The sequence below is a fragment of the Dokdonella sp. genome, assembly GCF_017744955.1.
In the GTDB taxonomy this organism is placed as follows: domain Bacteria; phylum Pseudomonadota; class Gammaproteobacteria; order Xanthomonadales; family Rhodanobacteraceae; genus Dokdonella_A.
The window spans coordinates 414,383-441,164 of record NZ_JAGIAG010000001.1 but is presented as its reverse complement, the minus strand read 5'-3'; the positions used below and the strand labels follow the sequence as shown (position 1 = coordinate 441,164).

Sequence of the window (26,782 nt, the reverse complement as noted above, 5' to 3'; positions counted from 1 at the left end):
CGGACCTTTCCGCCAGGCGTCCGATGCGCTCCCCTTCGATCGAAACCACGCCGATGCCGGCGCTGCGCCTGCAAGCGCGGCTCGAAGCGCACGCGCGATGGCGGCAGTGGCAAGCGCGCACATTCCTGTGCGCGCTCGCCGGAACGCTGGTCGTCGCCGTGGCGTTCGTCCTCTGGCGTCGTCTCCAGGCCGATGGCCGTGCCCTGCTCGCCGTGCTCGAGGCGCAGCCGGTCCTCGTCGCGATCGCGAGCGTTGCGCTCGGCTGGAACCTGACGCGCACCGCGCGTCGCCGCGCGCAGAAGACCTTCGCCACGTCGTGGCTGGCGACGACGCCGCTCGATGCGCGTGAGATCCTCGCCGCGACACGGCGCCAGGTCGCCCTCCGCGTGCTGCCGGTGCTCGCCGCGAGCCTCGCCGTGCCGCTGGCGGCGATGGCGGCAAGTGGCGCCGACGCTCGGCGCAGCCTGGCCTTGATCGGCGGCGGCTTCCTCGTCGGAGCGCTGACCGGCTGGCGCTCCGGTACGCGAACGAATGTTTCCGTGAGCGCCGCGTCGCCGCGCCTGTCGGCGGCGCGTGCAACGACGTCGAACGCCGCCGGCGTCGCCGCACTCGCCCGCTGGCCGTTCGCACGGCTGCTGGCCGACGCCAATCCGCGCCAGCATGCGCAACTCGTCGCCGGCGTGCTGCTGATGTTGCCGATGGGCATTCCGCCGTCGACTGCGCTGTTGATCGTGCTGCTGGCGGCGAGCCTGATCGCCGCCCACGCGTTGCTGCAGGCCTTGCTGGCGACGATTCCGGACGCTGCCGGCTGGCTGCGCGCGACGCCGATGCCACTGCCTGTGTTGGCGCGCACCCTATGTCTGCGCAGCGGCGGCGCGCTGCTCGCGGCGATCGTTCTCGCCACGTCGCTGCTGTTCGCGCTCGGCGCTTCGCGCAGCGCGATTCTCGCTTTCGGCGCCGTCGCGTCGGCCTGGTGCGTCACGGCGATCGGCAATGCGCTGGCCTCGCGCCACCGACCCGAGCGCGCACGCGGCGAGCGCATCGCGCTGGCGTTGGCCGTGCTCGCCCTGCTCGGCAGCGCGTGGTGGCTGCTGCCGATCGCGCTGCCGATGCTGTGGTGGCGCGACGCGTGGCGAGCGAGGCGCGCATGAGCGACGCCGTGCTCGAGATCTCCGCCCTGCGCGCCGGCTACGGCGAGCGCGCCGTGCTGCGCGACGTCGATCTGCGTCTCGCCCGCGGCGAATGGCTGGCCCTGCTCGGTGCGAACGGCAGCGGCAAGAGCACCTTGCTGGACGTCTGCGTCGGCCGTCTGGCGCCGGCTTCCGGGACGGTGCGCATCGGAGGGCATTCGATCCTCACCGACGCGGTCGCGGCGAAGGCGAAGCTCGGTTACGCCGTCGCGCCCGAGCGATTGCCGCCCTTGCTGAGCGCGCGCGAATGCCTCGCTGTGCACGCCGCGGCGAAGCGCCTCGCGACGATCGACGCGGACGTGCTCGAACTCGCCGAGGCCTTGCGTCTCGCGCCCTGGCTCGACGACGCGGTCGCGCTGATGTCCTACGGCACGCGGCAGAAACTCGGCGTGCTGCTCGCCCTGCTCGGCCAACCCGAGCTGATCGTGCTCGACGAAACCTTCAACGGCCTCGACCCGGCCAGTGGCCTGCTGCTGAAGCGCCACCTGCGCGCGCGCGTCGACGCCGGCCGCTGCGGCGTGCTGCTGGCGACGCATGCGATCGACATCGCCGAGCACTGGACCGACCGAGTGTCGCTGCTGCACGAGGGCCGGCTCGTGCATGAATGGCCGCGCGAAGAGTTGGCACGCCTGCGCGCCTCCCGCGACGGCGGACTCGAAGCTGCACTGGCGGAACGGCTGATCGCTGGAAACCTCCCGGACTGAAGACGCGGGACGGCACGTCCTTGTGCCGACGCCGCGGGGAGCAGTTGAACTACGGCCAGGATCTGAGAATGCGATTCGGTGTCCCGGCCGGTACGGCCGGTATTCCGGTGACTTTGTTCGGCGTCGCACGCCCGTTGATCTCCGCCGTTACCGTCGCGGGCGACACGCCGGGAAACACTTGCAGGATCTGCGCCGCGATACCGGCTGCGATCGGAGCGGAGTAGGAAGTGCCGATGTCGCCGGAGATGGCATTGTCCGCCAGATGAGCGGCTCCGGTGACGGCGTATCTGGCGTAGGCCGAAACGCAAGGTCCGGTCGCCGTCGCGCCCCAATCCGTTTGGAAGTCCCAGCTTTCGTCGGAATTGGTCAATCCGGCGACGGTATATACGCCGCTCGCGCCGGCGATCGGATCGCTGCACGCGTCCCCGGCGGAATTGCCCGCGGAAGCAGCGACGAAGAACCCCGCTGTCACCAGGTTCTGGATCGCTGTTTTCAATCCCGGCGGGGGCGACGGCGGGTGATTGAAGCTGATGTTGACCACCGCAGGACGTGTTCCGTGTTGTGCAACCCAGTCGACTCCGCCGAGCAGCCATGCCGCACTGCTGAGGTTCTCCGACTTGGCCACAGTCACGCCGTGGATGCGGACATTCTTGGCCACGCCACTGACCACGCCTCCTACGAGGGATGCGATCAACGTGCCGTGCCTCGACGGCGTGGTTCCGGCACCGGCGATATCCACGTCGTTGGTTGCGCGACTGGGGCCGGTCGGATTGCCGGGAGGGCGGAACTCGTTGTGCGTCGTTCGAATCGCCCCGTCGAGAATGTAGGCGTTGACGCCGGTTCCCATGTACAGATAGTCGTATTTGCCGTCCGTAGGCAGATTGGGCTGGTCGATTCGATCCAGCTGGGGCGGTGCATTGAGTTGTACGGTGCTGGGATGGAGGACGATATTCTGCGATACCGACTCGACGCCCTCCGTGGCGGCGATCTCCTTCGCCGTGGCTTCGTCGACGTTGGATATCGCCATGCCGTGCAATGCGGCATTCCATCGTTGATCGATCCTGATCGAATTCTTGCCGACCAGCGCGAGAATCGCTTTCTCGGCTGCGCCGGCCTTTTTCGAGTCGGACTCGAAAACGACGATGTATTCCCCTTTGACGACCGGATGCCCTTCGTACGTGACGAAACTCCCCGCGAACGAGATCGTCGGCAGCCCGAATGCCATCAGTACCGCAAGTGTCAGCTTCTTCATGAACGTCTCCTTGAAAGTCGCATCCATCCTCGCCGTCGGGCGAGGTGTTGCCCGTTGCCCCCTTCCTTCGTGCCGCGACTGCGGCAAGGCAATGTCCTTCAATTCGCTTGTGTCATACGTGACTCGCTTCGCAGCCGTGGTGATCGCGGAGAGTCGATTCGAAGCGCGAGCGATCGACGCGATCGCCGGCCGCAGGCGTGAGCAGGCAGCGGCGACCAGCTAGGCCGGTCTTCTCTCGGTGTTGCGCCCGAGCTGCATGATCAACGCCCGCAGCGCCGCCGGCTTGACCGGCTTGCGCAGCAGCGCGTAGCCGAGTGCCCGCGCGCGCACGGCGAGTTCGGCGCTGGTGTCGGCGGTGATCAGCGCGCCCGGCGGCGGCGGGTCGCAGGCGGTGCGCAAGGCGCCGAGCGCCTCGAGGCCGTCCTGTGCGGCGTCGAGGTGGAAATCGACCAGCAGCAGGTCGGGACGGCGCCGCTGCAGCGCCGCCAATGCCTCGCCGGGCGTACCAGCGAGATCGCAGGAAACACCCCAGCGCGTCAGCAGCGCCGACATGCCGTCGAGGATGGCCGGATCATTGTCGAGGCAAAGCGCATGCAGCCCGCCGGCCAGTGCCGTGGTGTCGTCCGTCGTGATGCGCGTCCGCGGCGTGGAAGAGCGCGCGGACGCACGCGGCACCTCGACCGAGAACACGCTGCCGCGGCCGGGTTGCGAACGCACGTCGATGCGTGCGTCGAGCAGACGCGCCATGCGCTCGCAGATCGCCAGGCCCAGGCCGAGTCCCTTTTCGCCCCAAGGGGAGGCGTGGCTGCCGCGGCGGAACTCGTCGAACACGTGCACGAGCTGGTCGTCGGCGATGCCGGGGCCGCTGTCCCAGACCTCGATGCGCAGGTTCGCGCCCGCGCGGCGCACGCCGCAGACCACGCCGCCGCTCTTCGTGTAGCGCAGCGCGTTGGCGAGGAAGTTCTGCAGGATGCGGCGCAGCAGCTGCGCATCGCTGCGCACCCAGGCATGCGAGGCGGCGAAGCGCAGGCGCAGTCCGCGCGTCGCGGCGAGCACGCCGAACTGCTGCTGGAGGGACTCCATCAGTTCGCCGAGCGCGAAGTCGGAAACCTCGACCTGATATTTGCCCGCCTCCAGCCGCGAGGCCTCGAGCAACGCGTCGAGCAGGTCCTCGGCGGCCTTGAACGCCGTGTCGATGCGTTCGGCTAGACGACCGCTTTCCTCGTCGAGCGGCTGGTGGCGCAGCGCCGAGGTGAACAGCCGCGCCGCGTTCAAGGGTTGCAGCAGGTCGTGGCTGGCGGCGGCGAGGAAGCGCGTGCGCGACTGGTTCGCGGCTTCCGCCTGGCGCACCGCGCGCTGCTCGGCGACGAGCGCCAGTTCCAGTTCGCCGGTGCGTTGCGCGACGCGCTGCTCCAAGGTCTCGTTCGCGTCGCGCAGCGCGTTCTCCACGTGCTTGTACGGCGTGATGTCGCTGAAGGTGGTCAGGTAGCCGCCGCCGGGCAGCGGCTCGCCGCGCGTTTCGATCACGCGTCCGTCCGGTCGCTCGCGCACGAACACGTGCGGCGTGCCGGCGCGCAGGTGATCGAGGCGGCGTTCGATCTGCGTTTCGAGATCGCCGCGACCGAGCAGGCCTTGCGCGGCGTTCTGGCGGATCAGATCGGCGACCGGACGGCCGACGTAGACGAAGCCATCGGGATAGGCGAACAGGTCCAGGTAGCGCCGGTTCCAGGCGACGATGCGCAGGTCGCGGTCGACCACGCTGATTCCCTGCAGCATGTTGTCGAAGGTGACCGCGAGCAGCTCGCGGTTGAAGCGCAGTTCCTGCGAGGTCTCGTCGAGCAGCGTCGCCGCCTCGGACAGGTCCAGGCCGGTGCCGCGCAACGCGCTGGTCAGCATGCGCCGCGCCGACGCGGCGCCGATCGCGCCGGCGAGCACGCGCTCGATGTGCTGCACCAGGGCGCGTTCGGCCGAGGATTCCGGCGTCAGCGGCTTGCCGCTCGACTCGGCGTATTCGGCGAACGCGCGCGCGGCGAGCTTCTCGCCGACGATGCGCTCGGCGATCGCGGCGAGATCGGCGACGCGCACGCGGCCGCGCCAGCCGCCGATGCCGGTCGCGCGCGTCGCGTACGGATCGAGAAACGCCGCCGCGCGCAGGCGTTCCTCGACGCCGGGCCGGAAGCGCAGGCTGACGAAGACGCAGCCACCGACGTTGGCGAGCAGCGACCAGAACGCGCCGTGCGTGACCGGCTCCCAGCCGCTCATCAGGAACAGTGCGTGCGGCTTCAGCCAGTCGATGCCGTAGGGACCTTGCTCGATCCACGCCGTCGGCAGCCAGCCGGCGACGGCGAGCGAAGGCAGCAACAACGTGTAGGCCCAGACGGTGAAGCCGGCGAGCAGGCCGGCGATCACGCCGAGCCGGCTGGCGCCGCGCCAGTACAGGCCGCAGACGATCGCCGGCGCGAACTGCGCCACCGCCGCGAACGACAGCAGACCGATCGCGGCGAGATTCTGCGCCTGCGTGCTGAAGCGGTAGTACAGGAACGCGAACAGGCCGAGCGCGACGATCGCGATGCGGCGCACGCCGAGCACGATGGCGGAAAGATCCGTGCGCTGTTCGAGCTTCAGCGCGCGCACGCGCAGCAGCGCCGGCATCACCAGGTCGTTGCTGACCATCGTCGACAGCGCGACCGACGCGACGATGACCATGCCGGTCGCGGCGGAGAAGCCGCCGATGTAGGCGAACACCGCCAGCCAGCGGTTGTCGTGTGCGAGCGGCAGCCACAGCACGTAGGCGTCGGCGGCGACCGCGCTGCCTTGCGCGGCGTGCATGCCGGCGGTCGCGATCGGCAGCACGAGGGCGGAGATCACCGCGAGGTAGAGCGGAAACATCCAGCGTGCGCGGCGCAGGTCGCCCGCGTGCTCGCATTCCACCACGGCGACCTGGAACTGCCGCGGCAGGCAGAAGATCGCGGCGAACGCGAGCGCGCTCTGTGCGAGGAAGCCGGGTGGCAGGCCGCTGTCGGCGATCCGCGTCAGCGGCGCGGCGACCGCTTCCAGGTTGCGTCCGACGTACAGCGCGTAGACGCCGACCGCGACGAAGGCGAGCAACTTGACCACCGATTCCGCCGCGATCGCCAGCATCATGCCGTGATGGTGTTCGGTCGCGTCGATGCCGCGCGTGCCGAACAGGATCGCGAACATCGCCAGCAGCAAGGCGACGTAGAACGCGCTGTCGCCGAGCAGCGGCGGCAGGCCCGCGCTGTTCGGCGCGCCGGAGAGCACGTCGAAGCTCAGCGCGACCGCCTTCAGCTGCAAGGCGAGATACGGAATCGCCGCGATCACCGCGATCACCGTCACCAGCGCGGCGAGCGCATGCGACTTGCCGAAGCGCGAGGCGATGAAGTCGGCGATCGAGGTGACGTTGCGTTCCTTCGCCACCAGCACCAGCCGTTCGAGCAGGCCGAAGCCGAACAGGAACAGCAGGATCGGGCCGACGTAGATCGGCAGATACGAGAGCCCGCCGCGCGCGGCCGTGCCGACCGCGCCGTAGAACGTCCACGACGAGCAGTACACCGCCAAGGCGAGGCTGTAGACGATCGGCCGCAGCCACGCGCGCGCTGGATACAGCGGCCGGCGATCGCCGTAGTACGCGATCGCGAACAGCGCGGCCACGTACAGCACGGACACCAGCATCAGCAGCCAGGCGGCGATCATGCGCATCTCCTCGGCGACAGCGGGTCGTCGTTGCGATCCGTCCCGGACGGCTGCCGTCGGCGTGAACCGAAACGGCGATCCGGACCGCAGCGCCGGCGGCTCCGGCCGCGGCCGTCCATGGTCGCACGACTCGGAAGCATTCTAAGACGCACGCCGCGCGATGCCGCCGCTTGACGTGCGCGCCGCCGCCGCCACCATGGACGCGATGTCCGAGCTGACCGCCACCGCCTTCGCCCCCCGCGACCGACCGCCGCCGTTGCGGCCGGACGAGATCCACGTGTGCTCGATCGCACTGGACGCGACGGCGACGCCGCGGGCCGTCACCGAGGCCGCGCGCGTCGTGCTCGATCGCCTGCTGCGCTTCTATGCCGGCACCGATGCGCCGATCGAAATCGCGCGCGGCCGGCACGGCAAGCCGTATGCGCCGGCCTTCGCGGGGCTCGACTTCAATCTCAGCCACGCCGGCCATCACGTGCTGCTCGCGTTCGCGCGCGGCCAGGCGCTCGGCGTCGATCTGGAACGTGACGAGCGGCGCCTCTCGCTGATCGAGATCGCGCGACGCTTCTTCGCCGCGGACGAGGCCGACGCGCTGGAGCGCCTGCCGGATGCGGCCCGCCTGCCCTGCTTCCTGCGCTTGTGGACACGCAAGGAGGCGGTGCTGAAGGCGCTCGGCCAGGGCCTGAATTTCGGCCTCGATCGGCTCGCGTTCGCGATCGACGGCGACGGCGAAGTCGGCGCGCTGCACCGCATCGCCGAGGAAGCCGGCGCCCCCGCGGACTGGCGTCTGTGCGCGCTCGCGCCGGCGCCCGGGCTGGTCGGCGCACTGGCTTGGCGCGGGCCGGAGCGGCCTTTGCAAACCTTTACGTTGCCCCTATGAGCGCCTCCGCTGCAACGCTGGGAAGCTTTCGGCCGTCCTTGGAAGCGAAATGGCCGACGGGAACCCCAGCTCCGTGAGCGAGATTCGCGCACCTTCCGGCTTCGGACTCGAGCTGGACCGGGTCACGCTGGAACGCGCGCGGCGCGGCGAAATGACCGCCTTCGCGGCGATCTACGAACGCTTCGGCGGCCCCTGCTACAACCTCGCCCTGCGCGTGCTCGGCGAACCGGCGGCAGCGGAAGACATCGTGCAGGAGATCTTCCTCAAGCTGATGGGCAGCTTGCGCGGATTTCGCGGCGATGCGCCGTTCGGCGCGTGGCTCAAGCGCATGACGGCCAACGCGACCATCGACGCGCTGCGCGCGCACCAGCGCTTCCGCGACGAGGATCCGGACGCGCTGTTCGAGGCGATGCCGGCGTTGGCGGCGGATGCCGAGGATCGCGCGGATGCCTGGTCGATGCTGATGCGGCTGCCGCCGCGAGCGCGCGCAGTGGTGATCCTGCACGAAGTGGAAGGCTACACGCACAAGGAAATGGCGGAACTGTTCGGGCAAAGCGAGAGTTATTCGAAATCGATCCTGGCACGCGCGCTGAAGCGACTCAACGACGTCGTCGCGGAGCCGGGATCGAAGGAGGCGATGGACCATGCGTGAGATTCCTGCCACGGCATTCGACGCACGCCGGCTTCCGGTGTTCGAGCCGGACCCGGCGCTGTGGTCGCGCATCGCCGCCGCGCATCTGCGGCGGCGGCGCCTGCGGCAATGGGGTTTCGCCGCCGCGGCGACGGTGCTGCTCGGCGTCGCCGGCGCGTTGCTGGTGCGTGCGCCGCAACCGCCGTCGCCGCAATGGGCGGACGCCCAGCGCGAGTCGCAGGCGCTCGAAGCCGAATGGCGTCGGCTCGCCGACGGCGGCCGGCCGACGACGATCGGTTTGACGCGACTGCGCTCGATCGACGCCGCGCTGCAGGCCGCCTACGACCGCGGCGGCGACGCGAGCGAGGTCGTACCGCTGTGGCAGCAACGCAACGAGGCACTGCGCGGATTGATCGCGCGGTTCCAGGACGCGAATACGCGTGACGCGAGTCTGGTCACGCGCATTTGATGAGACGAGGTGACGAGATGGCGATGAACTTCCTGCGGATGCGGACATCCTGTCTGGCCTGGGCCGTGCTGTTCGCCCTGGGCGGTACCGCGCAGGCCGACGGTGGCGCGCCGTCGACCGCGCCGTCCACCCAGACGACGACGCAAGGCACGAACGCCGCCGTTGAGCAGAGGCTGCGCGAGGAACTGCGCGCGCTGATGAGCGAGCTGGTCGAGAGCGGCGCGTTCGGCGATCGCTCGCCGCGCGAGATCTCGCTCGCCGTCGACAGCCCGGCGCAGCGCGTGAGCAATCTCGGCCTGCTGGTCGACAGCGCCCGCGATCATCGCGACGGCCTGCACGTCCTCGCGGTGACGCCGGGCGGCGGCGCCGAGCGCATGGGCCTGCGCGCCGGCGACGTGGTGACGGCACTGAACGGCACACGTCTCGGCGGTACCGGCAATGCGGCGAGCGTGCTGCGCCAGACCGTCGACGGCTTGCCGAACGGCAGTCCACTCGCGTTCGAGGTCAGGCGCGACGGTCACACGCAGACGTTCTCCGGCACGCTGTCCAGCATCGAGCTGCCGGCGATGCACCTGACCATCGGCGGCGGGACTCCGGTCGCGGCCGTCGATCCTCCGGCCGCCTCCGCGGCGACGCAGGGGTGCGGCCGCATCAGCGACTTCGACGTCGCGCCGCGGCAGCAGCACCTGCACGGCGCGAAGGTCCTCAGCATCGACGACGAACTGCCCGGACCGACCGGCTCGAAGTCGTACCAGGTGCCGGCCGGCCGCCATGTGCTGAAGATCTCCGAGCAGATCGAGCCGCGCTATCTCCCCTTCAACGACCGCCTGCGCAACGCCGGCCCCGGACCGCGATCCAAGACGATCGAAGTCGAGGTCGCGCCGAACACGACCCTGTTCGTCGCCGCACGGCTCAACGACGACAAGCGCACCGAGTGGCGCGACGGTGCGTACTGGGATCCGGTGGTCTGGAGGACCACGTCGGAAACCTGCAACTGACGGCCCGGGCGCTTCGCGTCGATATACTGCGCTCCCGTTCGGCTCCGGCGCGCAATGACCGCACTCAGCGTCAACGTCAACAAGATCGCCGTGCTGCGCAACTCGCGCGGGCACGCGCTACCCGATCCGGTTACCGCCGCGCGCGTCGCGATCGAAGCCGGCTGCCACGGCATCACCGTGCATCCGCGGCCGGACCAGCGGCACATCCGGGCCGACGACGTTCCGCGCATCGGTGCGGTCGTCGGTTCGGTCGAATTCAACATCGAAGGCAACCCGTTCGCGCCGGCCCGCGGCAGCTATCCGGGCTATCTCGAACTCGTGCGCGCGGCGCGGCCGGCGCAGGCGACGCTGGTGCCGGACGGCGATGCGCAGCTGACCTCCGATCACGGCTTCGATCTCGGCCGCGACGCCGAGCGTCTGCGGCCGCTCGTGCGCGAATTGAAGTCGTTCGGCTGTCGCGTCAGCCTGTTCGTCGACGCAGGCTGCGAAGACGTCGAACGCGCCGCCGAAATTGGCGCCGACCGCATCGAGATCTACACCGAGCCGTACGCGTCCGCGTTCGCCGCGGGCGAGTATGCCCGAGCGCTCGACGCCTGCGCGCGCACGGCTGAGCGCGCGCGCGTGGCGGGTCTCGGCGTCAACGCCGGTCACGATCTCGATCAGCGCAATCTCGGTGCGCTGCTGCGCGCGATTCCGTTTCTCGCCGAAGTCTCGATCGGCCACGCGCTGATCGGCGAGTCGATCTACGACGGCCTCGCGCCGACCGTGCGCAAGTACCTCGCGATTCTCGCCGACGCACGCGGCGCGGCTTGAGACTCGCTCAGTCCGCCGTTCGCGTGCCTTCGACGCGGATCGCCGGCAGGCCGCTGCGCTTGGCCAGCGCCAGCACCGCGGCGACGTCGTCGTAACGCGTGCTCGCCTCGGGGCGGACTTCGAGGATCGGTGGCGAAGCGCTGTTCGCGGCCGTCTCGAGCGCCGTGGACAGCTGCGCCCGGCTGACCGCCGTGCCGTTGAGGTAGAGCTCCCCAGTGGTCTTGACCGACAGGCCGAGGATCGTCGGCTCGTCGCCGGTGGAGTGGCCTCCGAGCGGCAGCGGAATGCGGTGCATCGACAGCGGCGCGGTCACCATCAGGATCAGTACCAGGGCCAGCAGCACGTCGATCAGCGAAGTGACGTTGATCTCGGCGCGTACCGGCGTCGGCGCATAGCTCTGCAGGGAACGGACACTCATCGCGCGATCTCCTCGGGTGGGAACGGCGATCCCAGGCTACGCCGCGGCAACGATCGTGCGCGTCAGGAATTTCGTGAGATGAGCGGGCCGTCGGCACGGGCGAGCCGCGGCCGGTGGGGCGGCGGTTGCGGACAGCGATGAAATGACCGGCGGCCGACGGAACGGACGATCATTCGGTCCGCTCGCCAACGGGCGATCACAAAAGCAAACGGCACCGCGTTTCCGCGGTGCCGTTCGTGGCGTCGCTTGCGACGGGCGGGAGCCTACTACTCGTTCGCGCCGGTCGTCAGGAAGCCGATCTTGACCATGCCGGCGCGCTTGGCGGCGGCCATGACCTCGGCGACCTTCTGGTACTGCGTGGTCTTCTCGGCGCGGATCTGCAATTCCGGCTGCGGGTTCTTCTGCGCCGCGACGCGCAACTGCGCTTCGAGGATCGCCGAAGTGACCGGCTCGTCGTTCATGTAGAGATCGCCGTTCTCCTTCACCGCCAGGTCGATCGGCTCCGGTGGATTGGTGTCGATCGTGTTCGGGTTCGCCTGCGGCAGGTTGATCTGGATCTTGTGCGACATCAGCGGCGCCGTGATCATGAAGATGATCAGCAGCACCAACATCACGTCGACCAGCGGCGTGACGTTGATTTCCGCCATCGGGCCGCCGCCACCGCCTGTGCTCATCGCCATGGCTTACTTCCTCGCGGCAACCGGCGCAACGCCGCCTTCGACTCGCGAACCGGTCGCGAAGAAATCGTGCAGGTCATGCGCGAACTCGTCGAACTTCGCGTAGATCACGCGGTTCTGGCGCACGAAGAAGTTGTACGCGAGCACCGCGGGAATCGCGACGAACAGACCGAACGCGGTCATGATCAGCGCCTCGCCGACCGGGCCGGCCACCGCTTCCATCGACGCGTTGCCGGAGGCCGCGATCTTGATCAGCGCGTGGTAGATGCCCCACACCGTGCCGAGCAGGCCGACGAACGGAGCGGACGAACCGACCGTCGCGAGCACCGTCATGCCGCCTTCGAGGCGGAGACTTTCACGGGCCACGGCCTGACGCAGCGCGCGGTCGATGAACTCGGAGCGGTTCAGCGCCTCGACCAGACGGCTGCCTTCGTTGCGCTGGTGGTGAGCCGCGGCGGAGGCGCTGTCGAGCGCGATCTTCGAGAAGGGTTCGCCCTTCGGCTGCTCTTCCAGGAAGCGCACGGCGTCCTGCGCCGAGGGCGTTTCCCAGAACGTGTTGATTACGCGGTCCATGCGGCCACGAATCATCGCGTTGCGCAGGAAGTTCGCGACGATGAAGTAGATCGACATGATCGACATCAGGCAGAGCGTGATGAACACGATCCAGCCCAGAGCGTCGAAGTTGTGGATCAGGTCGCTAAAGCCCATCTGGCTCATGGCAGCGGCATTGCCGCCGCCACCGGGGATGGCAGCCGGCTGGGCTGCTGGGGTCTGGGACGGATCTTGCTGCATGGCGCTACCCTTACTCACTCAGATTGAATTCAATGGGAACCAAGGCATACCCGCGACTGGGTTGCCCACCCTTCGAACCCGGATTGAATTTCCAGGTCTTCACTGCGTCGATCGCGGCCTGATCCAGCAAACGCGAACCGCTGGACTTTTCGACCGTGACTTCTTCCGGCGTGCCATCGAGGCCAACCAGCACCTTCAGCATGACCTTGCCTTGCTGCCGCTGACGCACCGCCTGTGGCGGATACTTCGGCGGACGCATCTTACGGTAGCTGATGTTCTCGCTCGGCGCGATATCCGCGGGCGGAGCCGGCGGTGCGGGCGGAGCCGGAGGCGGTGCCGGGGTGGACATCGGCGAGGCTTCCTCGACGACGACCGGAGCCGGCGGCGGCGGCGGCGCCTTCGGCGGCGGCTGCACCTTCTCCACCACCTTCGGCGGCGGCTTCTTCGGCGGCTCCGGCGGCGGCGGTGGCGGCGGCGGCGGTGGCGGTGGCGGTTCGATGAACTCCACCATCACCTTCTTGTCCAGAGTTTTCTCCTTCGGCGGCGGCGGCGCCACAGGCGTCAGCATCACCGCGAAGGCGAACAGATGAAGCGCGAATGCGCAGGTGAACGCCGTGACACGCCGCCAGCTGAAAGAAGAGTCGCCGCGCGATTGAGAATTGTCTGCCATCAGTGTTTGACCAGTGAGTCTTTAGCGGCTGCTCGACGACGTTTTCTTGACTTCCATCCCCCGAACCACTCGGGTTCGCTTGAGGGAGCGGAGCACGGTACAACACCCGATGCCCTTACCACAAGCGCGTGCGGAAGTCGCCGAACGCCATACGATCATTGCATTGTGTTTCGTGACGCGATGGCACCGCCGACCCTTCCTGATGCCGGCGAAAACCACCCGAATTTAGGACTCCCCACGAGTCTCGCGAACCGCCGCTCGGGCGATCCGTCGCCGGGAAAACCCGACGACGCGAATCGTTTCTCGCGATGACGATGATAGCGCGGAGCCGTCGCCCGAAGTCGATCGAATTTACTTCTTCTTCGTCGCCTTCTGCACCTTCACGCCACCCTTGGCCGCCTTGATGCGCTGCTCGGCCATCGTCTTCGTGCTCGGATAGCCGGCCGCCTTCTGCCAGTCGGCCATTGCGGCGCCGCTCTGGTTCAGATCGTTCTGCGCGTCGCCGCGCAGCAGGTAGGCCTCGCCTTCCTGACGCAGGCCGCCGCGCGAGATCGCGCGCGACAGCGCTTCGACGGCGTCCTTGGACTTGTCGGCGTAGAACAGCAGATAGCCGAGCTGGAAGTCGACGTTGCCGTCCTTCGCCATCGGCGCGGCCTTAGTGTAGGCCTCCATCGCGCACGCGTCGTCCTCGGACTGCTGGCAGACGTCGCCGAGCAGCTTGTAGGAATCGTAGGACGGCTGCACGAGGTTCTTGGCGAAACCTTCCTTCAAGGTCGCCGCGGCTTCCTTCGGCTTCTCCGCCGACGCGTACAGCTTGGTCAGCTGCAGATAGTCGTCACCGGTGTTGATCAGGCCGTCGCTCTTCGCCTTCGCCATCAGGTCGAGCGCCTGCTGCGGCTTGTCGGCCTGGATGTAGATCGTCGCGAGCTGGTTCAGCAGCTTCTTGTTGGTCGGATCCTTCGCCATCTGCTGCTGCACGATCTGCGCAGCCTGGTCGTACTGGTTGAGCTCGAAGTAGCTCGCCATCAGGATCTGCGTCCAACTGTCGTTCGGCTTGTCGGTCATCGACATCGCCTTCTTCATCGTGTCGATGGCCGGCTGGTACTGCTCGAGTCGGTAATAGATGTTCGCCTTGGCCGCGAGCTCCTCGGCGGTCTGCTTGCCGGTCAGCTTCTCCCACTGGTCGAGCGTCGCCAGGGCTTCCTTGTACTTCTCGTCCTGCAGCTGCAGCTGGGCGATGTTGTAGAGGATCGAGAAATGCTGCGCGTTCGGCAGGCCGTCGGTGTCGACCGCCTTCTGGTATTCGGCCAGCGCTTCGGTGCTCTTGTCCTGGTCGTAGTAGATCTGTCCGAGCAGCTGATGCGCGAACGAGGAGGCGTACTTGCTGGCGCGCGCGTTGCCGATGATCTTCTCGACCAGCGGCTGCGCTTCGGCGCCCTTGTCGTCGCTGACCAGCTCGGCGGCCTTGCTCAAGTCGCGCTGCTCGCTGGACGACATGTCCGGCTTCGGCTCCTGCCGCGTCGCGTTCGGATACTCGTTCTCGGCTTTCTTGTAGTCCTTGGCGCAGACGCCACCGGCCATCACCAGGCCGAGCGCGCAGACCGCTGCAGGAATCCATTTCGAGAATTTCATGGGAGCACCTCGATAGAGCTACGAAGACCGTCGCAGTTTGCCGCAGCCGACGGAAAAAAGGGCGCAGAGCGTAACGCCCCGGCGACGGCAGGCACAAGCGCGCCAATTGCTCTCATGATGCTGCGAAGCAGCATGCGCGCTGCGCGAGCGAGCGCGTCGAGCAATGGCCGTTTGGACTGCTATACGTCCAGATTGGCGACACGCAGCGCGTTTTGCTCGATGAAATCGCGGCGCGGTTCGACCACGTCGCCCATCAGGGTCGAGAAAATCTGATCGGCGGCGACCGCGTCTTCGATGCTGACCTGCAGCAAACGACGCGTATCCGGGTTCACCGTGGTGTCCCAGAGCTGGTCGGGGTTCATTTCGCCCAGGCCCTTGAAGCGCTGGATCGTGCGGCCGCGGCGGGCTTCGTCCATCAGCCATTCGTAGGCCTGCGCGAAGCTCGTCACCGGCTGCGACTTGCCGCCGCGACGCACGCTCGCCCCGGCCTGGATCAGGCCCGCGAGCTGCGCGGCGGCATCGACGATCGGCTTGAACTCGGGTGCGGTGAGGAAGCTCGCCGGCAGCGTCTGCGTGTGGCGCAGGCCGTGCTGGTCGCGATCGACGACGAGCGCCGCGTTCTGTTCGGCGGAGGCCGGCTGAATGCGCAGCGCGTAGCGCGGCCGCCCCAGTCCGGAGGCGGCCAGGGAACCCTGCAGGCGCGCCACCCAGGCCTCCATCGCCGCGGCGTCGTTCCACGCCTCCACGCTCAACGGCGCGTCGAGCAGCGCGTGCAGGAGGGCGGAATCGAAGCGGAAGCTCAGTCGCTCGATCTGGTCCAGCGCGACGCGATAGGCCGCCATCAGCTTTTCCAGACCCGCGCCGCTGACGCCGGGCGCGTCGGCGCTGTAGACCAGCTCCGCGCCGTCGACCGCGTTCGAGATCAGGTAGGCGTTGAGCGCCGCGTCGTCCTTCAGGTACAGCTCCTGCTTGCCCTGCTTGAGCTTGTACAGCGGCGGCAGGCCGATGTAGACGTGACCGCGCTCGATCAGCGCCGGCATCTGGCGGTAGAAGAACGTCAGCAGCAAGGTGCGGATGTGCGAGCCGTCGACGTCCGCGTCGGTCATGATGATGATGCGGTGATAGCGCAGCTTGTCGGCGTTGAACTCGTCCTTGCCGATGCCGGTGCCGAGCGCGGTGATCAGCGTGCCGACCTCGGCCGAGCTCAGCATGCGGTCGAAGCGCGCACGCTCGACGTTGAGGATCTTGCCCTTCAACGGCAGGATCGCCTGGTTCTTGCGGTTGCGCCCCTGCTTGGCGGAGCCGCCGGCCGAGTCGCCCTCGACGATGAACAGTTCCGACAGCGCCGGATCCTTTTCCGAGCAGTCCGCCAGCTTGCCCGGCAGGCCGGCGATGTCGAGCGCACCCTTGCGGCGCGTCATCTCGCGCGCCTTGCGCGCGGCTTCGCGCGCACGCGCGGCGTCGACGACCTTGGCCGCAATCGCGCGCGCCTCGTTCGGGTTCTCGAGCAGGAATTCCTCGAGCTTCTGGTTGACGACCGCCTCGACGACGCCCTTGACCTCGCTGGAGACCAGCTTGTCCTTGGTCTGCGAGGAGAACTTCGGATCCGGCACCTTGACCGACAGCACCGCGATCAGACCCTCGCGCATGTCGTCGCCGGACAGCGCGACCTTGGCGGTCTTCTGCAGGCCGGCCTTCTCGATGTAGTTCGACAGCGTGCGCGTCAGCGCGCTGCGGAAGCCGGCCAGGTGCGTGCCGCCATCCTTCTGCGGGATGTTGTTGGTGAAGCAGAACACCGTTTCCTGGTAGGCGTCGGTCCACTGCATCGCGAGGTCGACCGTGGTGCCGTCGTTCTGCGCGGTGAAGGTGATGACCTTCGGGTGCAGCGGCGTCTTCAGCTGCGCCAGATGCTCGACGAAGGAGCGAATGCCGCCTTCGTACTCGAACACATCGCGGCGATCGACGCGCTCGTCGATCAGCTCGATCTTCACGCCGGAATTCAGGAACGACAGCTCGCGCAGGCGCTTGGCCAGGATGTCGTAGTGGAACTCGATCGTCGAGAACGTCGCCGGACTCGGATGAAAACGTACGGTGGTGCCGCGCTTCGTCGACGGGCCGACCACCTTCAGCGGATACAGCGGCTCGCCGAGCGAGTACTCCTGCTGGTGTTCGAGGCCGTCGCGGTAGATCGTCAGCCAGAGATGGTCCGACAGCGCGTTGACGACGGAAACGCCGACGCCGTGCAGACCACCGGAGACCTTGTAGCTGTTGTCGTCGAACTTGCCGCCGGCGTGCAGCACGGTCATGACGACCTCGGCCGCCGAGCGGCCCTCCTCCTCCTGGATGCCGACCGGGATGCCGCGACCGTTGTCCACGACACTGGCCGAGCCGTCCGCGTGCAGGGTCACGATCACATGGTCGCAGTAGCCTGCCAGCGCCTCGTCGATCGAGTTGTCGACGACCTCGAACACCATGTGGTGCAGACCGGTGCCGTCATCGGTATCGCCGATGTACATGCCGGGCCGCTTGCGTACGGCCTCGAGGCCCTTCAATACCTTGATCTTGCTGGAATCGTACTGGTCGTTCATGAGGCTCCACCACGCGCCGGGCGGCGCGCGAAACGCTGGGCGGATCGGAGGATCGGGAATCTGCGAATTATAGCAGTCTCGTCACACGGCCTTGTTCCACGTGGAACCTTGCGATCGACGGACCCGCAGCGGCCAGGGCCGGCGACTCCTCGGTCCCGGTGACCAGAAGCTGCGCCCCGCTCGCCGCCAACACGGCCAGCAGCTTGCGCTGGTGGTCGAGATCGACCTCGGCGGCCAGATCGTCGATGCCGATGACCGGCCATTCACCCGCCGTCGCCGCATACAGGCGCGCCTGCGCCATCACGCAGGCGAACGCGCAGAGCTTCTCCTGCCCTCTCGACAGGTGCTCTCTCCGCGGGGCCGCTTCGAACACCACCGACCAGTCGGCCCGATGCGGCCCGGCGCCGGTATGACCACGGGCGCGATCGCGATCGCGCTGGCTGGCCAGGATGTCCGGCAAGGACTGCTCGGCATCGAATCCGGGCTGGAACTGCAGCCGTGGTTCGCCCAGTTCGGCCAACAGCTCCCGCGCCAGTTCGGCCAGCAGCGGCTGCAGGGCGGCGAAATAGCGGAGGCGCATCGCCGTCAGCGGCGCCGCGGCCGAGGCGAGCTCGTGGTCCCAGGCATCCAGGTCGGCCGCGACGTCGCCTCCGGATCGCAGCAGCGCGTTCCGCTGTCGCAATGCGCGCTGATAGCGGCGCCAGTCGGACAGGAAGGATGGTTCCACGTGGAACACGCCCCAGTCGAGGAAGCGGCGCCTCTGCTCGGAGGCACCGGCGATCAGCTCGTGCGAGCCGGGCTCGAAGCACGACACGGCGGTGTGCCGCATCAGTTCGCCGACGGGAACGGATTCGCGGTTCAGTCGCGCCTCGAGCCGGCCGCCGGCGCGGGCGACTCCGACGCGCTCGGTCGAGCCGTTCGATTTGCTCAGTTCCCCGTACACCGCATAGCCCGCCGTACCACGACGAGTCAAAGCGTCCCGCGCGGCGCCGCGGAACGAACGGCCATGCGAAAGCAGGAAAGCGGCTTCGAGCAGGCTGGTCTTGCCGGCGCCATTGGCGCCGAGAAACAGGTTCCAGCCGGGAGAGAGATCGAGATCCAGCGCCTCGATCAGGCGCAGGTTCTCGATGCGAAGATGCGTGAGCTGCACGGGCGGATCGGGCTAGACCGCATCCGCGGACCGTGGTGAAGGCGCACGCGCGCCGTCAGAGACGCAGCGGCATGATGACGTGACGGGTGTCCTCGGCTTCCGGCTTGCGCATCAGGCAGCTGGACTGACCGTCGCGCAGGCAGAGCAGGACTTCCTCGCCGCCGATCGCACCGAGCGCGTCGAGGAGATAGTTCACGTTGAAACCGACGCTGAGCTCGGACACCCCGGTCTTCGCCTCGACCTCCTCGACCGCCTCTTCCTGTTCGGGATTGTGCGCGACGATGCGCAGGCGGTTCGGACCGACTTCGAGCTTGACGCCGCGGTACTTCTCGTTCGACAGGATCGCCGCGCGCTGCAAGGCCGAGCGCAGGTCGTCGCGCTGCACGCGCACTTCCTTGTCGGCACCGATCGGAATGACCGCTTCGTAGTCCGGGAAGCGACCGTCGATCAGCTTCGAGGTGAAGGTGACCTCGCCGCGACGCACGCGCAGGTGATTGCGCGCGAACTCGAGCTCGACGTTGCCTTCACCGGCTTCGAACAAGCCCTGCAGCTCGATCACGCCCTTGCGCGGCACGATGACCTGGCGCGGCGCGGCCACCTTGGTTTCGATGCGCGTCTCGGCCAGCGCCAGACGATGGCCGTCGGTCGCGACGCAGCGCAGCGCGTGCTCGCGCAGATCCAGCAGCATGCCGTTGAGGTAATAGCGCACGTCCTGATGCGCCATCGCGAAACCGGTGCGATCCATCAGTTCCTTCAGCGTCGCTTCCGGCAGGCTGACGCGCTCGACCAGGTCGATGCTCTCGATGACCGGGAATTCCGTCGCCGGCAGCGTCGCCAGCGTGAAGCGGCTGCGCCCTGCGCTGACCGTCACGCGTTCGCCGTTCTGCTCGAGCTTGATGCGGCAGCCGTCCGGCAACGCGCGGCAGATGTCGAAGAGCTTGCGTGCCGGAATGGTGACTTCGCCGGCCGCCAGATCGTCGGCTTCGGTGCGCGCGATCATTTCGACTTCGAGATCGGTGCCGGTCAGCGACACGCCATTCGCGTCGACGACGACCAGCAGGTTCGCCAGCACCGGCAACGTCTGTCGACGTTCCACCACGCCGACGACATGCTGTAATCGTTTCAGGAATGCCTCGCGCTGGATGCTGAATCGCATGGTGTTCCGGTCCCTGTCGTTAGTATCTTGAATATGTGGAACGTTTTGTTTTGGTTGGCGTTGTGCACAACCGCTTCGAAGCTGAAATTTCTTTTTATTTCAAAGGCTTGTTGGATTTCCACCAGCTGGAAAAACGATCCGGTCCGCTGTGGAACATCTGTGGATAATACTGGGCGGCGAAAATCCGCACAGCTTGTCCACAACCAGTGCCGCGGCTTTCCCACCGGCTTTCACTCGGTCAGCGTTCTCAACAGCTTTTCCCAATCCTGACGCAGCTTGCCGTCGGTCTCGCGCAGATCGCGGATGGTCCGGCAGGCATGCAATACGGTGGTGTGGTCCCGCCCGCCGAACGCGTCGCCGATTTCCGGCAGGCTGTGTTCGGTCAGTTCCTTCGCCAGGGCCATCGCCATCTGCCGCGGACGCGCGATCGAGCGGCTGCGCTTGGCCGACAACAGGTCCGTCAGGCGCAACTGATAGTAGTCTGCCACGGTCTTCTGGATGTTGGGGATCGTGATCGCCTGCGCGTGCACGGTCAGCAGATCGCGCAGGGTTTCCTGGGCGAATTCCGGGCTGATGCGGCGGCCTTCGAAGTTCGCGCGCGCGACCAGCGTGTTCAACGCGCCTTCCAGATCGCGCACGTTCGAGCGCATGCGCTTGGCCATCAATGTGGCGACCTCTTCCGGCAGCTCGACACCCTTGGCCTGCGCCTTCGCCAGCACGATCGCCGCGCGCGTCTCGAAGTCCGGCGGCTCGATCGCGACACTGAGGCCCCAGCCGAGCCGCGACTTCAGCCGCGGCTCGAGGTTGTCCACTTCCTTCGGATAGCGGTCGCAGGTCAGGATGATCTGCTGCTTGCCTTCGAACAGCGCGTTGAAGGTATGGAAGAACTCCTCCTGCGTCGTGTTCTTGCCGGCGAAGAACTGGATGTCGTCGATCAGCAGCGCGTCGACGCTGCGGAAGCGGCGCTTGAAGTCGTCCATGTTCTTCTGCTGCAGCGCGCGCACCATGCCGCTGACGAACTGCTCCGAACGCAGGTACAGCACCTTCACGTCGGGACGGTTCGCGCGCATCAGGTTGCCGGCGGCGTGCATCAGATGCGTCTTGCCGAGGCCGGTGCCGCCGTAGAGGAGCAGCGGGTTGTACGCGCGGCCCGGATTCTGCGCGACCTGCATCGCCGCGGCCTTGCCGAGCTGGTTGGACTTGCCTTCGACGAAGCTCTCGAAGGTGTAGCTCGGCTCCAGGTTCGATTCGACGCCGCGTTCGGGCGTCGTCTTCACGGTGCGTACGGCGGGTTTCGCCGCGTCGCGCGCGGACGGACGGACGCCGACCTGCAGCTCGACCGCGACCGGCGCGCCGCCGATCAGTTCGAGCACGCGCAGCACCGGGTCGAGGAACCGTTCGCGCACGGTTTCCATCGTGTAGGCGTTCGGCGCCCACAAGGTAAGGCCACCCTCGCTCTCGCTGACTTGCAGCGGGGCGAGGTACATCTGGACGTCCTCGACGCTGAATTCCGCCTCGAGGCGGGACAGACAGCGTCGCCAAAGATCGCTCATGGGTCGTGCGGTTCCGGAAATGCAGAAAAGGCGGGCAGCGCCGGCGGCGGCGAGCGGCGCGGCGGACAGAAGCGGAAGTCTATCAGGCTGCCGCGAGCCGGCCCGAAGGCGCGAGCGGCGGAACGCGGATCGTCCGTCCGCCGCGCGCCTCGCCCGCCGAAGCCTGCCGGTCCGGCGGTCCCTACTTGACGCGGCGCTTCGCCGAGGCCTATCATCCGCGCCCTTTTTTGCAACCTTCGACCTCACTGCGATGGCCACCAAGCGCACCTATCAGCCGAGCAACCTCAAGCGCGTGCGCGACCACGGCTTCCGCGCCCGCATGAAGACCCGTGGTGGCCGCAAGGTCATCAACGCGCGTCGCGCCAAGGGCCGCAAGCGTCTCGCGGTCTGATTCCGCGCTCGAACGCGTGAGCGCGCCGGTCACGTTCCCGCGCGCAGCGCGTCTGCTCACCCCGAAGGATTTCGCCCGCCTGCGCGGCATCAGCCGCCGGGTGGGCTCGCGTCATTTCAGCGCCGAGGTCGCCGGCAACGACGGCGACGGCGCCCGTCTCGGCCTGGCCGTCTCGCGCCGAGTCTCCAAGAAGGCCGTGCGACGCAACCGCATCAAGCGCATCGCGCGCGACAGTTTCCGCCACGTGCGTGGCGAACTGCCGGCGGTCGACATCCTCCTGATCGCACGCACCAGCGCGGATCTGGAAGCCAACGCCGCCCTTCGCCTCGAACTCGAACGCCTGTGGCGACGCATCGCGACGTTGAACGCCGCCGAAGCCACCGGCACAATGCGCGACTGACTCCTCCGACCTCGCGCTGCCCGCCTGCGCGGGCCACACGCCCTCAACGATCGTTTCGGCCATACACGCGCCGCGTGAAACCGGCGCTGCCCAGGCGATCGCCTTCGCGACCACAGCATCGTGTCATGACCAGTCCCCGCAATTTTCTCCTGATCGCCCTGCTGTTCCTCGGCTACCTGCTCTGGATGCAGTGGCAGGAGGACTACAACAAACCGGCATCCGCGCCGGCGACCACCGCCTCCACGGACGGCCAGGCCGCGCCCGCCGCGACGCCGCCGTCCGGCGCCGACGTGCCGAGCGCGGATGCGCCCTCGCCGGCCGCGACGCCGGGCGTGCCGGAGGCGGCGACGCCTGCGGCGGCGAACCTGCCCAACGTCGTCGTGACGACCGACGTGCTGCGCGTGGAGATCAACCCGCGCGGCGGCAACGTCGTCGTCGCCGAGCTGCTCGCCTATCCGCAGCAGCCGAAGGACTTCGCCCATCCGGTGCGCCTGCTCGACGACCGCGCGCCGACCTACTTCGTCGCGCAGAGCGGTCTGGTCAGCGCGAACGGCGCGGCGCCCGATCATCAGGCGACCTTCACCGCGGAAAAGAACGCCTACGCGCTCGCCGACGGCGCCGACACGCTCGAAGTGCCGCTGACCTGGACCGACGCCTCGGGCCTGACCGTGCGCAAGGTGCTGGTGTTCAAGCGCGCCAGCTACGTCGTCGAGCAGCGCCAGGAGATCACCAACGGCACCGCGTCGAACTGGAGCGGCAACGCCTATCGCCAGCTGCAGCGCGTGCCGCCGGTGTACGACACCAGCGGCATCAAGGGCTACACCAACACCGAGCACTACAGTTTCGCCGGCGCCGCCTGGTACAGCGCCGCCGACAAGTTCCAGAAACTCAAGTTCGACCACTTCGAGAAGGAACCGCTCGACAAGAGCGTCAGCGGCGGCTGGGCCGCGATGCTGCAGCACTACTTCTTCGCCGCGTGGATTCCGCCGTCCGGCGAGACCGACCAGTACGCGACCAAGATCGTGCCGGTCGGCGACACCAAGCGCTATCTGATCCGCACCCTGTCGCCGTCGATCACGATCGCGCCCGGCGAGACGAAATCCGACAACGCGCGCCTCTACGTCGGCCCGAAACTGCAGAGCACGCTCGACCAGGTCGCCCCCGGCCTGTCGCTGACGGTCGACTACGGCATCTTCACCGTGATCGCCGAACCGCTGCACTGGATCCTCGCCCAGCTGCACAAGCTGACCGGCAACTGGGGCCTGGCGATCATCCTGCTCGTGCTGCTGATCAAGGCCGCGTTCTTCAAGCTCAGCGAAACGCAGTTCCGCTCGATGGCGAAGATGCGCAAGCTGCAGCCGCGCATCGAGGCGCTGAAGGAGCGCTACGGCGACGATCGCCAGAAGCTCAACCAGGCGATGCTCGAGCTGTACCAGAAGGAGAAGGCCAATCCGCTCGCCGGCTGCCTGCCGATGCTGGTGCAGATGCCGGTGTTCTTCGCGCTGTACTGGGTGCTGCTGGAAAGCGTCGAACTGCGTCAGGCGCCGTTCCTCGGCTGGATCCAGAACCTGTCCGCGCCCGATCCGTACTACGTGCTGCCGATCCTCAACGGCCTGGTCATGGTCGCGACCTCGTTCCTCAGCCCGACCACCGGCATGGACCCGACGCAGGCCAAGATGATGAAGATCATGCCGGTGATCTTCTCGGTGCTGTTCGCGTTCTTCCCGGCCGGCCTGGTGCTGTACTGGACCGCGAACGGCGGCCTCTCGCTGCTGCAGCAGTGGATCATCACCAAGCGCGTCGAAGCGGGCGAGGCGAAAGCCGCCAAAGCCTGACGGTGAAACGTGCGGCCACGGATGGCCGCTGCGGACTCCTCGAATGCAGCCGAACTCCCATTCCGCTCGCGCGACTTCGACGCCGCATTCAGGGACGAACGCCGTGGTTCCCTCCGAGACCATCGCCGCCGTGGCCAGCGCGCCCGGTGTCGGCGGCGTCGGCGTGCTGCGTGTATCCGGTCCGCTCGCGCCGACCATCGCGCGAACCCTGCTCGGCCGCGAACCGCGTCCGCGTCACGCGCACTACGCTGCGTTCCGCGACGTCGCCGGCGACCCGATCGATCGCGGCCTTCTGCTGTTCTTTCCCACGCCGCGTTCCTACACCGGCGAGGACGTGCTCGAACTGCACACGCACGGCAGCCCGGTCGTGCTGCGCCTGCTGCTCGCGCGAACGCTCGAACTCGGGGCGCGCCATGCGCGGCCGGGCGAGTTCTCCGAACGCGCCTTCCTGAACGGCAAGCTCGACCTGGCCCAGGCCGAAGCCGTCGCCGACCTCGTCGCCAGCGGCTCCGCCGCGGCGGCGCGCGCGGCGCAGCGCAGCCTCGACGGCGAATTCTCCGAGCGCGTCCACGCGCTGGTCGAAGCGGTCGTGCGCCTGCGCGTGTGGATCGAGGCGGCGATCGATTTCCCCGAAGACGAGATCGACTTCCTCGCCACGCCCGAGCTGGCCGCGGATCTCGCCGCGCTGCGGACGCGCCTCGACGAGCTGCTCGCCGCCACGCGCCGCGGCGTGCGCCTCGCCGACGGTTTGCACGTGGTCATCGTCGGCCGGCCGAACGTCGGCAAGTCGAGCCTGATGAACGCGCTCTCGCGCAGCGAACGCGCGATCGTCACCGACGTCGCCGGCACCACGCGTGACGTGCTGCGCGAGACGATCGACCTCGACGGCGTCGCGCTGACCCTGGTCGACACCGCCGGCCTGCGCGAGGCCGGCGATCACGTCGAGCGCGAAGGCATCCGCCGCGCGCGCGCCGAGCTCGAACGCGCCGATCTGGCGATCCTGGTCAGCGACGATGCGCACGTGGCGAACGATCTCGACCTGCTCGCCGAGCTTCCGCCCGAGGTGGAACGTCTGGTCGTGCACAACAAGATCGATCTCGCCGGCGACCACCCGCGCGTCGAGCAGCGCGAAGGACGCACGCATCTGTGGTTGTCGGCGAAAAGCGGCGCCGGGCTCGACCGCCTTGCCGCCGAGCTGAAGCGCCGCGCCGGCGTCGAGGACGCCGGCGGAGCGTTCAGCGCACGCGCGCGTCACGTCGCCGCACTCGAACGCGCGCGCGCGCGCCTCGCCGCCGCCGATGACGCGTTGAACCGGCAGCGCGCCGGCGAGCTCGCCGCCGAGGAGCTGCGCCAGGTGCAGCAATTCCTCGGCGAGATCACCGGCGAGTTCAGCAGCGACGACCTGCTCGGCGAGATCTTCGCCTCGTTCTGCATCGGAAAATGAGCGCGCGCTGCGCGCTCATTGCATCGACGATTCCCGTCCGCGCGCTCCATCGCCGTCGAACCCGTCGGCGAAGAGGCGATCGCTGTCGAGCAGACGCGCCACGCCGCTGCGGGCGGTGTCGTTCACCGAGCTGAAATTTCCGCCGATCAGGAGCTGGCCGCCCTGTTCCGCGGCCATGCTGTAGAGGCCGCTGTTGAGCCTCACGGGAAACGCGGTGTCCGGAGTTCCGTCGGCCAGCAGACGCGCCATGCGGGTGACGCTCAGCGGACCGATGTTGGTGAAATCGCCGCCGACCAGCAGCTTCCCGTCCGGCTGCAGATGCAGCGAGTACACCGCACTGTTGAACGGCAGGTTGAACCCGGTGTCGAGGCTGCCGTCGGCGTTCAGGCGGGCGAGGTAGTGGCGCTGCGTGGCGAACCAGCCGCCGATCATGATCTTGCCGTCCGGCAGCACCGCGATCGCGTAGCTTCCGCCGCCCAGGTCCGGCGGAACGAAGCCGGTGTCGAGGCTGCCGTCGGTGTTGATGCGCGCCAGGTTCTTTCGCGCGCTGTTGCCCACCTGGGTGAAAGCACCGGCGATCAGCAGCTTTCCGTCGTCCTGCTGCGCGACGGCGTAGGCCACGTCGTCGAGCGACAGGCTCATGCTGTCGTCGAGGCTGCCGTCGCTGTTCAGGCGCGCGATGTAGCTGTGCGGGGTGCTGTTGACCTGGCTGAAATAGCCGCTGATCAGGATCCTGCCGTCGTCCTGCTGGAACACGGTGCGCACCGTCGCGTTGACGATCGCGGCGAAGCTGAAGTCGACCGTGCCGCTCGGCGTCAGCCGCGCGAGATTGCTGGCGAAGCTGCCGCCGATGACGATCTTGCCGTCCGCCTGCACGATCGCGTCGAAGGCGGTGCCGGAGGCGATCGCGGAGTTGAAGCTTCCATCCAGGCTGCCGTCGGTGCCGAGGCGCGCGACGGCGGCGCGCGGCTGCCCGCCGACCGTCGTGAACGAACCCGCGACGACGGCCTTGCCGTCCGGCTGCAACGCGATCTTGTAGACCAGGCCGTTGACGCTCGGATCGTAGTCCGGGTCCAGTTCGACCGCCTGCAGCGCCGGCGCGGCGGCGAGCAGGAGTCCCAGCGCGACGGCGCGGAACGCCTGCGACGGACGGTGCGGGACGCAGGCGGGAAACGGATTCCAGCGGGACATGGCGGACTCCCTGGCGAGCGCAGGTCCGCGACGGACCTGCTTTGCCGGAACTACGCCGTTTCGCGTCGAAACTCGCCAGACGCGGCGGCCGCGCGTCGCCACACAGCGTAACCGCCCTGTCGTATCCGCCCGCCATGCTTAGCAGGTAACCTAGGCGCGCTCGTTGCGGGCAGCGGGTCGCGTCATCGCCGGATGGCGACGGCCGACGCTTCGGCAGGGGCCTGGGGATTTCATCGT

At 68.0% G+C, this 26,782-nt stretch carries 23 protein-coding genes; 11 read left to right on the top strand and 12 right to left on the bottom strand.

Annotated elements, in window-relative coordinates:
• Positions 1-23 precede the first annotated feature (23 nt).
• On the top strand, positions 24-1,151 hold the full coding sequence (locus tag J7520_RS01795; protein WP_291183162.1) for a hypothetical protein: 1,128 nt from the start codon (positions 24-26) through the stop codon (positions 1,149-1,151).
• Positions 1,148-1,894 carry an ABC transporter ATP-binding protein gene (locus J7520_RS01790; RefSeq protein ID WP_291183160.1) on the top strand — a complete coding sequence of 249 codons (747 nt, stop codon included), beginning with the start codon at positions 1,148-1,150 and terminating at the stop codon, positions 1,892-1,894. Before J7520_RS01795 ends, J7520_RS01790 begins: the two co-directional genes overlap by 4 nt.
• Positions 1,895-1,943: 49 nt before the next feature.
• On the opposite strand, the gene J7520_RS01785 is transcribed toward J7520_RS01790, so the two are convergent.
• Both J7520_RS01785 and J7520_RS01780 read right to left on the bottom strand, forming a co-directional pair.
• Positions 1,944-3,146, bottom strand: a complete 1,203-nt coding sequence (locus J7520_RS01785) for a S8 family serine peptidase (protein ID WP_291183158.1) — start codon at positions 3,144-3,146, stop codon at positions 1,944-1,946.
• Positions 3,147-3,365: 219 nt separating this feature from the next.
• Positions 3,366-6,860 (bottom strand): NahK/ErcS family hybrid sensor histidine kinase/response regulator, encoded by a 3,495-nt coding sequence (locus J7520_RS01780; protein WP_291183156.1) that lies wholly within the window; start codon positions 6,858-6,860, stop codon positions 3,366-3,368.
• 160 nt (positions 6,861-7,020) lie between these two features.
• Here J7520_RS01780 and J7520_RS01775 point away from each other — a divergent pair, with 160 nt between their 5' ends.
• The 5 genes from J7520_RS01775 (at position 7,021) to J7520_RS01755 (ending at position 10,648) form a co-directional block, all read left to right on the top strand.
• Complete coding sequence (locus tag J7520_RS01775) at positions 7,021-7,737, top strand: 4'-phosphopantetheinyl transferase superfamily protein (protein ID WP_291183154.1); 717 nt, start codon at positions 7,021-7,023, stop codon at positions 7,735-7,737.
• Between the two features lie 73 nt (positions 7,738-7,810).
• Positions 7,811-8,389, top strand: coding sequence for an RNA polymerase sigma factor (locus J7520_RS01770; protein ID WP_291183152.1), 579 nt, complete (start codon positions 7,811-7,813; stop codon positions 8,387-8,389).
• Entirely contained in the window at positions 8,382-8,837 is a 456-nt protein-coding gene (locus J7520_RS01765) for a hypothetical protein (RefSeq protein ID WP_291183150.1), read from the top strand. The genes J7520_RS01770 and J7520_RS01765 overlap by 8 nt, the downstream gene beginning before the upstream one ends.
• 23 nt (positions 8,838-8,860) lie before the next feature.
• Complete coding sequence (locus J7520_RS01760) at positions 8,861-9,835, top strand: PDZ domain-containing protein (RefSeq protein WP_291183148.1); 975 nt, start codon at positions 8,861-8,863, stop codon at positions 9,833-9,835.
• 54 nt (positions 9,836-9,889) lie between these two features.
• Positions 9,890-10,648 carry a pyridoxine 5'-phosphate synthase gene (locus J7520_RS01755; protein WP_291183146.1) on the top strand — a complete coding sequence of 253 codons (759 nt, stop codon included), beginning with the start codon at positions 9,890-9,892 and terminating at the stop codon, positions 10,646-10,648.
• A gap of 7 nt (positions 10,649-10,655) precedes the next feature.
• On the opposite strand, the gene J7520_RS01750 is transcribed toward J7520_RS01755, so the two are convergent.
• The 9 genes from J7520_RS01750 to dnaA form a co-directional block, all read right to left on the bottom strand.
• Positions 10,656-11,066 (bottom strand): biopolymer transporter ExbD, encoded by a 411-nt coding sequence (locus J7520_RS01750; protein ID WP_291183144.1) that lies wholly within the window; start codon positions 11,064-11,066, stop codon positions 10,656-10,658.
• Between the two features lie 266 nt (positions 11,067-11,332).
• A complete protein-coding gene (locus J7520_RS01745) occupies positions 11,333-11,746 on the bottom strand; it encodes a biopolymer transporter ExbD (protein WP_291183142.1) in 414 nt (137 codons plus the stop codon).
• Between the two features lie 3 nt (positions 11,747-11,749).
• Positions 11,750-12,460, bottom strand: a complete 711-nt coding sequence (locus J7520_RS01740; RefSeq protein WP_291183140.1) for a MotA/TolQ/ExbB proton channel family protein — start codon at positions 12,458-12,460, stop codon at positions 11,750-11,752.
• Between the two features lie 85 nt (positions 12,461-12,545).
• Positions 12,546-13,205, bottom strand: a complete 660-nt coding sequence (locus tag J7520_RS01735) for an energy transducer TonB (RefSeq protein ID WP_291183138.1) — start codon at positions 13,203-13,205, stop codon at positions 12,546-12,548.
• Positions 13,206-13,556: 351 nt separating this feature from the next.
• Entirely contained in the window at positions 13,557-14,837 is a 1,281-nt protein-coding gene (locus tag J7520_RS01730) for a tetratricopeptide repeat protein (RefSeq protein WP_291183136.1), read from the bottom strand.
• 179 nt (positions 14,838-15,016) lie between these two features.
• Entirely contained in the window at positions 15,017-17,425 is a 2,409-nt protein-coding gene (gyrB, locus tag J7520_RS01725; RefSeq protein WP_291183134.1) for a DNA topoisomerase (ATP-hydrolyzing) subunit B, read from the bottom strand.
• A gap of 67 nt (positions 17,426-17,492) precedes the next feature.
• The gene (gene recF / locus J7520_RS01720) at positions 17,493-18,575 is read right to left on the bottom strand and encodes a DNA replication/repair protein RecF (RefSeq protein WP_291183132.1); all 1,083 of its coding nucleotides are present in this window, start codon (positions 18,573-18,575) and stop codon (positions 17,493-17,495) included.
• A 55-nt stretch (positions 18,576-18,630) separates the two neighbouring features.
• Positions 18,631-19,731 carry a DNA polymerase III subunit beta gene (gene dnaN / locus J7520_RS01715; protein ID WP_291183130.1) on the bottom strand — a complete coding sequence of 367 codons (1,101 nt, stop codon included), beginning with the start codon at positions 19,729-19,731 and terminating at the stop codon, positions 18,631-18,633.
• 230 nt (positions 19,732-19,961) lie between these two features.
• Entirely contained in the window at positions 19,962-21,284 is a 1,323-nt protein-coding gene (gene dnaA / locus J7520_RS01710; protein WP_291183127.1) for a chromosomal replication initiator protein DnaA, read from the bottom strand.
• Positions 21,285-21,534: 250 nt separating this feature from the next.
• Here dnaA and rpmH point away from each other — a divergent pair, with 250 nt between their 5' ends.
• The 4 genes from rpmH to mnmE all read left to right on the top strand — a co-directional run bounded on the left by rpmH (position 21,535) and on the right by mnmE (position 25,354).
• Complete coding sequence (gene rpmH / locus J7520_RS01705) at positions 21,535-21,675, top strand: 50S ribosomal protein L34 (protein ID WP_131993844.1); 141 nt, start codon at positions 21,535-21,537, stop codon at positions 21,673-21,675.
• A 16-nt stretch (positions 21,676-21,691) separates the two neighbouring features.
• Positions 21,692-22,075, top strand: a complete 384-nt coding sequence (gene rnpA, locus J7520_RS01700) for a ribonuclease P protein component (RefSeq protein WP_291183123.1) — start codon at positions 21,692-21,694, stop codon at positions 22,073-22,075.
• Between the two features lie 125 nt (positions 22,076-22,200).
• Entirely contained in the window at positions 22,201-23,910 is a 1,710-nt protein-coding gene (gene yidC, locus J7520_RS01695; protein ID WP_291183121.1) for a membrane protein insertase YidC, read from the top strand.
• Positions 23,911-24,013: 103 nt separating this feature from the next.
• Positions 24,014-25,354: a tRNA uridine-5-carboxymethylaminomethyl(34) synthesis GTPase MnmE gene (mnmE, locus tag J7520_RS01690; RefSeq protein ID WP_291183119.1), complete on the top strand. Its 1,341-nt coding sequence runs from the start codon at positions 24,014-24,016 to the stop codon at positions 25,352-25,354.
• Positions 25,355-25,369: 15 nt separating this feature from the next.
• Here mnmE and J7520_RS01685 read toward each other — a convergent pair whose 3' ends face one another.
• Positions 25,370-26,545, bottom strand: a complete 1,176-nt coding sequence (locus J7520_RS01685; protein ID WP_291183117.1) for a hypothetical protein — start codon at positions 26,543-26,545, stop codon at positions 25,370-25,372.
• Between the last annotated feature and the right edge of the window lie 237 nt (positions 26,546-26,782).